Here is a 7,824-nt window from a genome sequence, read left to right on the forward strand (position 1 = left end):
CAACCGGCTCAAACGCCACCGTGCCGTCGCGACCAGGTACGACAAGCTCGCCGTCCGCTACGAGGCCACCGTTCAGATCGCCATCATCAACGACTGGCTGACCCGCTTATAAAACAGGCCCTAGGTCGTGCATCGATTGCCTGAAGCGAAGCGCCACTGCCGACAGTTACTTGTATCTTGGGTGCCCCTTTCGGGTGGTCATGCCCTACAGGATTGACGGCTCAGAGGAGTGGATCTCCAGGTCTGTGAGGCCTCCGTGTACGGCAAGGCGCGCCGTCTCGGAGGTCTCAGTCGTTTCGGTGGATCTCGGGTGTCGCGAAGAGTCGGTGATCTGCGGAATATAGGGCTACAGTTAGTAGAACTGTAGCCCTATATCAGAGGTCGTTGATGGACAAGCCGGCCGAGGTGTTCGACCGAGAGTACGAGTGGTCAGCGCTGACCCGGTTCATCACCGATCCGCAGCCCGGCGCCACCTTGGGCGTGGTCTCCGGACGCCGACGCCAGGGAAAGACCTTCCTGCTCGACGCCGCCTGCCGGGCGGCCGGAGGGTTCTACTTCGGGGCGACCGAGGCCGCTGACGCCGAGTCCCTTCGCCGGTTCAGTGCCGCACTCACCGAACACTCGCGGCCCGCGTCCCCCTATCATTTCGCCCATTGGTCCGAAGCCATCGACGCGCTCCTCGCGCTCGGCTCCGAGCGTCCGCTGCCCGTGGTGATCGACGAATTCCCGTACGACCCTGGTGGCCAATTCGTGCGACACGTGCCGATGTCCGTGATCTCCGGCTGATCACCCGTGATGATGCCCTCTGTGCCTGGGCTCCCTCCTCGTTCCGGGCGTGGAACGGAGTAGGTTGTGTCGATGCAGCCGCGACCGTGGGCGCAGATCCCGAAGATGACAGCGCGGGTGGCTCGCGCGGCGTCGGCCAAGGGGGCTTACCCGTTGGCCATGCGGGTCCGCGATGAGCTCGGGGCGCTCTTCGATGACGCCGAGTTCGCCGCGGCGTACGGCAGGCGGGGTGCTCCCGGGCTGCCGCCCGCGCTGCTCGCGATGATCAGCGTGTTGCAGAAGGTGGAGAACCTGACCGACCGGGCCGCCGCGGATCGGGTCAAGTACGGCATGGACTGGAAGTACGCCCTGTCGCTGGAGTTGGAGGATCCGGGGTTCGATCACACGGTGCTCAGCGAGTTCCGGTCCCGGGTCGCCGCGCACGGCCTGGAGGAGAAGGCGCTGGATGCGGTGCTCGCTGTGCTCGTGGAGAAAGGCTTGGTCAAGGCGGGTGGCAAGCAGTGGACCGATTCCACACACGTGATCAGCGCGGTGCGGGATCTCAACCGGCTTGAGCTGGCCGGTGAGTGCGTGCGCGCGGCGCTGGAGGCGCTGTCGGCCGCCGCGCCGGGCTGGGTGGAGCAGGTGCTGGACGTGCCTGGATGGGCGGATCGATATCGGGCTCGGGTGGATTCCTGGCGGCTGCCGGCCTCGGCGGCCAAGCGCGAAGAACTGGCCCGCAACTACGGCGCGGACGGGTACGCCCTGGTGGCGGCGGTATACGCGCCGTTCTCCCCGCTCTGGCTGCGGAACCTGCCCGCGGTTCAGGCGCTGCGGGTCATGCTGGTCCAGAACTACGTGCGAATCACCGGCGGCAAGGGGCGGGAGGTGGTCAAGCGGCGGGAGTCCCTCGAAGACGGCGGAGAGGGGCTCCCGCCGGGCAGATACCGGCTGACCTCCCCCTATGACACCGACGCCCGGTGGGCGGCCAAGGGCGACGATCTTTTCTGGAACGGGTACAAGGTGCATGTCACCGAGACCTGCGGCACCGCCGGGAACGACGCTGGGGCCGAGGACGCGCAGGCTGGTGTCCGCCGCCCGCCGAACCTGATCACCCAGGTGGCCACGACGGACGCGACCGTTCCCGACAACCAGATGACGCAGGCCGTCCATGAGATGCTCCAGCGGCGCGGCCTGGTCCCGGCCGAGCATTACCTCGATTCGGGGTATCCCAGCGCGGAACTACTGGTGAGCGCCCGGAAGAGCTTCGGGATCACGCTGGTGACACCGATGCTGCTCGATACTTCGCCGCAGGCCCGGGCCGGGGCCGGGTTCGACCGGACCGCATTCACCGTCGACTGGGAGAACGGGCAGGTCACCTGCCCGCAAGGACGGCAGAACTCCTCCTGGAGCCCGTGCTTGCAGCGTGGGAGCGAGGCGATCGTGGTCGGGTTCCCCGTGGAGGCGTGCCGAGGCTGCCCGGTCCGATCCTCCTGCACCGCCTCCTCCCGCAAGGGGCGCCAGCTCACCCTGCGCCCCCGCGAGATCCAGCAGGCGCTGGATGAGGCCCGGGCGGAGCAGTCCACCAAGCAATGGCAAGACAAGTACCGGCTCCGCGCTGGAGCCGAGAGCACGATCAAGCAGGCCGTCGCGGTCACCGGGATCCGGCACACCCGCTACCGGGGCCTGCCCAAGGTCCACCTCGACCACGTCCTGTCCGCCGTCGCGCTCAACCTGATCCGCCTCGACGCCTGGTGGAACGGGAAACCGCTGGACCAGACACGCACCAGCCATCTGGCCCGGCTGGAGAACAAGGAACTCGCTCTCATCGCGTGACCATCACCAGGCGTAATTAGCCACCGGAGTCCCGTACCTGGCCAAAGCCAACCCTGAGCTACCGTCGGTGATCCAGGAAGCCTTCAGGCCATTGCGCGATCAGCGAACCGTCTCCCGGACCAGACTCCTGCTCTGCGGCTCCGCTTTGTCCTTCATGGGCAAGCTTCTGGCGGGCAACGCGCCCCTGCGCGGCCGGTCTGGCCTGGAACTGCTCGTTCGCCCGCTCGATCACCGCCTTGCCGCTGAGTTCTGGGACATCACCGATCCGCGCCTGGCTCTCATGGTCAATTCGATCGTCGGCGGCACACCTGCCTACCGGCGTGAGTTCGCCCGCGGCGATTCCCCGGCGGACATGGCGGATTTTGATGATTGGGTCGTTCGCACGGTCCTCAATCCAGAGACACCTCTCTTCCGAGAGGCCCGCTATCTCCTCGCCGAGGAACCCGATTTGCGTGACACCTCCCTGTACTTGTCCGTCCTGGGGGCTGTAGCCGACGGGAACACCACTCGCGGTGGCATGGCCGGTTATCTGGAACGGAAGGCCACCGATATCGCACACCCGATCAATGTCCTCGAAGACGCTGGACTGCTCCACCGGGACGCTGACCTCTTCCGAGAGAACCGGCCGACTTACCGCATCGCGGAACCGCTGATCGGCTTCTACCACGCGATCATGCGCCCCGTCTGGGACCAGTTGGAACGCCCGGGCAGCGCGAACCGTGTCTGGCAGGCCAGCCGCCGCCGTTTCGTCAGCAATGTCCTTGGACCTCACTTCGAACAGGTTTGCCGCGACTGGGCCTTGCACCACGCCGAACCCGATCTCCTTGGCGGACTTCCCGCCCGCGTGGGACATGGCACCGTTCATGACCCCACCACGCGGACTGGCCACGAGATCGACGTGGCCATCGTCGGCATCGCCGACAGCGGCAAAGCACCGCTGCTGGCCATCGGGGAAGCCAAATGGAACGACACCATGGGCGCCGCACACATCGACCGTCTGCGCCACATCCGTGATCTCATCACTCGGGCCGGCCGCTACGACACCTCACACACGAAGATGATCTGTTTCAGCGGTGCGGGCTTCAACGACAAGGCCCACCAAGCGGCAGCTTCGGCACCCGACCTGCACCTTGTCGACCTGCCCGTCATCTATGGCCAGAACTGATGCGCCGCTACGAGCAGGCGGACTGGAGACTTCGGGTCTGTCGAGGTCCCCGTCACCCGAAAGGACGCGAAGTAACGCGCATTCGGTTACTGCAGCCATGGCGGTATCGGGGTCTCCTGCCGCCGTCGGGTTTGACGTCCGGCGACGCGTAGGGCCGATCCCACAGTCGTTGCGTGATGAGGCGGCGGACTTGTTCCGCCAGGTGAAGTCGGTGCCTGAACTCCGGGAGGAGGACGGATGGCGCGCGCCCGAAGCCGCCATCGACGCAGTGGTAGCGGTTACCGCGCTCCGTTCGAGTCGGCTGCGCGGGAAGGCCACGCAGGTGGTCGGGGTCTGAAACAGTTCGTGAGGGGGGCGATGCTCTGGATCTGTTGGATGGAGTGACCGCTGCACGAGCAGTACCTTGCGGGTGTCTGACGGGTACCTGCGGGATCGGTGGTACGGGTGTCACCCGCCCTGTCGGCTTGTCGATCAGAAACGGGGAGTGATGACTTACTCTGCGCGCAGTGGGAGTGAGGCGGCGGCTCTGTCGGGGAGTCTTACTCCTGACGAACGCCAGATGGTCAGTGTTCTCGATCTTCAGCGCCTCGCTGTGGAGAGGGAGGGGCTGGCGCCTGAATACGCGGCGCAGGTTAAGGAGCCCGTTTATGGCGTTCTCTCCTCTCTGAAGATATGGGAATGCCTGATCAGCGACATGGAGGAGTGGTCGCGTGGCCAGGATCGTTACATGGTCTACGAGTACATCAATGACCTGACGGTTCGAGATGGTCTGGAGGAGTACTGCGGGGCTCTGAGTGGGATGGCTCGTACGAAGCTCATCAGTGCTCTGGACCGCCTCGACCAGCGTTTTCGCGCTGTGACGCATGAGGACGGCGGCGCTGAGCTTGCGCGGTATTGGCAGCCTCTCGCGGAGGGGAGCGAGACTCGATGGTGGTGGACTCGAAAGCCGAACGATCTGCCTCAGGGCTGGTAGGCGTCAGCGGAGTCTGCCGACGGGGCCGGTCAGGACACGGGGCCGGTCAGGATGACGTCGGCGCGGCTATCAGGAGGAGGGACAGGCTGAGTGCGGGAAGCAGTGGCCAGGGGGGGCGCCGGCGAAGGAGTGCATGTGCTGGGTTCAGCCGAACGGTGTCAGCCAGGAGACCCACGGGCTTCGCTCGACGTTCGCGATCGCGCGCACCGCGTACAGGAGGCCCATCGGGTGCGGTGAAGTACTTGATGCGGGTCGGGACGGGGCCGAGGTGTTCGGGACGGACACGGCCGCAGGGGCGCGGATGGACGAGACCCGGCGGTTCTTCGCGTTCCTCCGCAGGGAGGTTCCCGAGCTGCCGCACGAGTGGGATGAGGTGAATGCCTCCTTTGCGGAGCGGTCGGGTGGGCCGGGCGGAGAGGCTTCGTCCGCCCGGTGACGCCTTCGGCGGGTCAGGTCAGCCGCGTCCCACGAGGGCGACGATCAAGGCGGCCACGCCGTTCTGGACGACCGACAGGACGGCGTCCTTGGCGCCGCCCGCGACCGCCCGGCCCAGCGCCTTCAGGCGGCCCGGCTGGGACTGCACCGCGGCGACGACCGCGCCGGGATCGGTGACGGCTCCGTCCGCGCTGACCGCGCCGTCGCGGGTCAGCTGGGCGACGAACGCGTGCAGTTCCGACACGGCGGCGTCCAGGTCCGCCCGCGTGAGCTCCGCCCCGTTGTTGATGGTCATGTTGCTGTCACGGCCGCTCTGCTGCTTGTACTGGACGCCGCCGCTGATCTTGTCACCGAACACGTGGTCCGCCATGTCACAGCCCTTATCTGTTGAAGGTCATGTTGCTGTCGCGCCCGCCCTGCTGCTTGTACTGGATGCCGCCGCTGACCTTGTCGCCGGCCACGAGGTCCCCGTGAACGTGGATGACCGTCTCCTGCTCGGGCGGGTCCTCGATGGCGTCGACGATCTTGCCTTTGAGCCGGTGGATCTCGTCGCGGTCGGTGCCGGTCAGCGCGGTGTACTGCGTTCCCGACGCCTCGATCATCAGCGCGTACCGCGTCCGCCGGATCAGCAGCCGGTGAAGGAGCACGACGAGCAGGTACGCCAGCCGGATCGCCGCCAGCACGAACGCGCCCATGGTGAAGCGCTGGGCGGCGTTCTCGACGTCGAAGCCCGGGTGGAGGTTCAGCTCCGGCAGCACGATCGACGCGGCGACGAACACCACTCCCGCCACCAGCAGAAGAGTGGCGATCTGCCGCAACGGGTAGAGCGTCGCGTATTTTCCGCCCCAGATCAGGCGCAGGGTCTGCACGCGGGAAATGTTCGCCAGCGGATACACCTCATGCCCGATGCGAACTGTTCGCGGGGTGATGCGGATCTCGCCGATGTGTTCCTTCGCCATGAGGCACCTCCGGGTGCCGCCGGCACGGAATGCCGAAGTGGCGACCGTGCCGGCAGAGATGTTCGTCCGGCTGGAATAACCGGACGTCCTCATGGTGATCGTGCTGGGAATGGACGTCCTGAGTACCCCCTACCTATATCGGTACTCATTCAGGATTCGGCGAGGGTCACCGCTCTTTCCAGGACGCGCCGGGCGGCCTCCGGAGAACGCCGGCCGAGGCCGCAGGCGGGGGAGACGTCGACCGTCCGGGACAGAAGGTCCTCCACAATGCGCAGGACCTTTCGCTGGTCGCCCGGCTCCTGGGACTCATGGGCCAGACCGGCGGCGAATTTGATGTCGCCGGGGAGCGCGGCGAGGGATTCCAGAGGTTTGTAGAAGGCCGTTCTCAAAGGCGGTGGTTCGTCGCCCGCCGCGAGCGGGACGTGGACGTACTCCAGCGGGCGGCCCTCGGGCCAGGCGCGTACGAGGGCGTCGACCATGGAGACCACGGGCGCGGCGGTGGCAGGCCGCTTCAACGCCTTGTTGTTGAGGTCGCCGACACACAGGTGGACGCCGAAGCGGGTGCCCGGCGAGGCGGCGGTGACCTGCTTGATCATGCCGCTGACCAGTCGGCGGGCCACCAGCGTCCTCAGCGGGGCGGGCACGGTGGCCACCATGACCAGTTCGGCGGGGACCTCGATCTGGAACAGCACGTCCTGGCCGGCCCAGCCGGCGATCTCCTTGATCTCGCGGGTGAGCGCGTCGCGGAAGGCGCGGCGGCGGGTCATCGCGCTCGCCGGTCCGAAGGCGAAAAGGGCCAGGTCGAGGTCACCGGGAATGCCGACCTGGAACGACAGGCCGTTCAAGCTGTATTGCTCGCGGACCATGTGGAAGATCTCGTAACTCTCGGCGGCCGCCGCGGCGTGGCCGAGATGGAGGGAGGCGGCGGTGAGCGGGTGGCCGCGCTTCACCCTGAAAACGGGGCGGGTGTCGTAGCCGGACCAGTCCCCGTCCTTTCGTAATTCGACGTCGGGATGGACGCGTAAGGCGTCGAGAATGTGTGTGATCCATTGGCGGCGGGGACCGACCTCTCCGTCCGGCAGCGAGGTGAGGTGCGGGCCCGCGACCTCCGCCATGATGGTCATCGCCTGGCGGGCGTCGGCGGCTGGATAACTTCCCACGAGATGGACGTGGCGGCCGGACATGATTTCCCCTTTTTGGCCTCGGCCGGGCCGGTCATTGAGGGCGGCCCGATTCATGGCGGTGATCTGTGACAGCGGAAAGCTCCCCCGAGCGGATGAATTCTTTCCCCGTTCGGCTGTCCGGGACGCTTCCTTTGTCTGTCATCGCCGTGGGGGTGTGAATCCCGGATGAACGGGAGCGCCGGGGGCCGGGTCTCCGGTCTCCGGTCTCCGGGGCACCGCCTCGCCGCCCCGCCCGGCTCGGCCTGGACGACCTGAGGGCGAGATTTCGCGAAAAAGTGTGAAGAGGGAGCGGCACTTCGGCGGAATAGAGGTGTAGCTCGAAGAAGGGACACCATGCGCATGGCCGCTCCCCCGGATGTGCCCGTGGCAGCCGATGACGCCGCGCTCATTGAGCGGTCGTGGCACCACCCGGACGCGTTCGCCGTGCTCTACGACCGGTACTTCGACGAGATACACCGGTACGTCGCCGGGCGGCTCGGCGCGCAGGTCGCCGACGACCTGGCCGCC

General features: G+C 66.8%; 8 protein-coding genes. 5 read left to right on the forward strand and 3 right to left on the reverse strand.

Annotated elements, in window-relative coordinates:
• The first annotated feature begins 387 nt into the window (after positions 1-387).
• The 5 genes from KME77_RS09900 to KME77_RS09920 all read left to right on the forward strand — a co-directional run bounded on the left by KME77_RS09900 (position 388) and on the right by KME77_RS09920 (position 5,175).
• On the forward strand, positions 388-786 hold the full coding sequence (locus KME77_RS09900; protein ID WP_246609521.1) for an AAA family ATPase: 399 nt from the start codon (positions 388-390) through the stop codon (positions 784-786).
• 159 nt (positions 787-945) lie between these two features.
• Positions 946-2,601: an IS1182 family transposase gene (locus tag KME77_RS09905; protein WP_219464490.1), complete on the forward strand. Its 1,656-nt coding sequence runs from the start codon at positions 946-948 to the stop codon at positions 2,599-2,601.
• Between the two features lie 154 nt (positions 2,602-2,755).
• Positions 2,756-3,766: an ATP-binding protein gene (locus tag KME77_RS09910; protein ID WP_246609522.1), complete on the forward strand. Its 1,011-nt coding sequence runs from the start codon at positions 2,756-2,758 to the stop codon at positions 3,764-3,766.
• Between the two features lie 487 nt (positions 3,767-4,253).
• Positions 4,254-4,739 carry a hypothetical protein gene (locus tag KME77_RS09915; RefSeq protein WP_219464491.1) on the forward strand — a complete coding sequence of 162 codons (486 nt, stop codon included), beginning with the start codon at positions 4,254-4,256 and terminating at the stop codon, positions 4,737-4,739.
• Between the two features lie 133 nt (positions 4,740-4,872).
• Positions 4,873-5,175, forward strand: coding sequence for a hypothetical protein (locus KME77_RS09920; RefSeq protein ID WP_219464493.1), 303 nt, complete (start codon positions 4,873-4,875; stop codon positions 5,173-5,175).
• An 18-nt stretch (positions 5,176-5,193) separates the two neighbouring features.
• Here KME77_RS09920 and KME77_RS09925 read toward each other — a convergent pair whose 3' ends face one another.
• From KME77_RS09925 to KME77_RS09935, 3 genes are all read right to left on the reverse strand, one after another.
• Positions 5,194-5,544 (reverse strand): hypothetical protein, encoded by a 351-nt coding sequence (locus KME77_RS09925; protein ID WP_219464496.1) that lies wholly within the window; start codon positions 5,542-5,544, stop codon positions 5,194-5,196.
• Between the two features lie 10 nt (positions 5,545-5,554).
• Positions 5,555-6,133: a DUF6232 family protein gene (locus tag KME77_RS09930; protein ID WP_219464504.1), complete on the reverse strand. Its 579-nt coding sequence runs from the start codon at positions 6,131-6,133 to the stop codon at positions 5,555-5,557.
• Between the two features lie 149 nt (positions 6,134-6,282).
• Complete coding sequence (locus KME77_RS09935; RefSeq protein WP_219464506.1) at positions 6,283-7,317, reverse strand: uroporphyrinogen decarboxylase/cobalamine-independent methonine synthase family protein; 1,035 nt, start codon at positions 7,315-7,317, stop codon at positions 6,283-6,285.
• Positions 7,318-7,824: the final 507 nt, after the last annotated feature.

It is taken from the genome of Nonomuraea rhizosphaerae (assembly GCF_019396405.1).
Classification (GTDB): Bacteria; Actinomycetota; Actinomycetes; order Streptosporangiales; family Streptosporangiaceae; genus Nonomuraea; species Nonomuraea rhizosphaerae.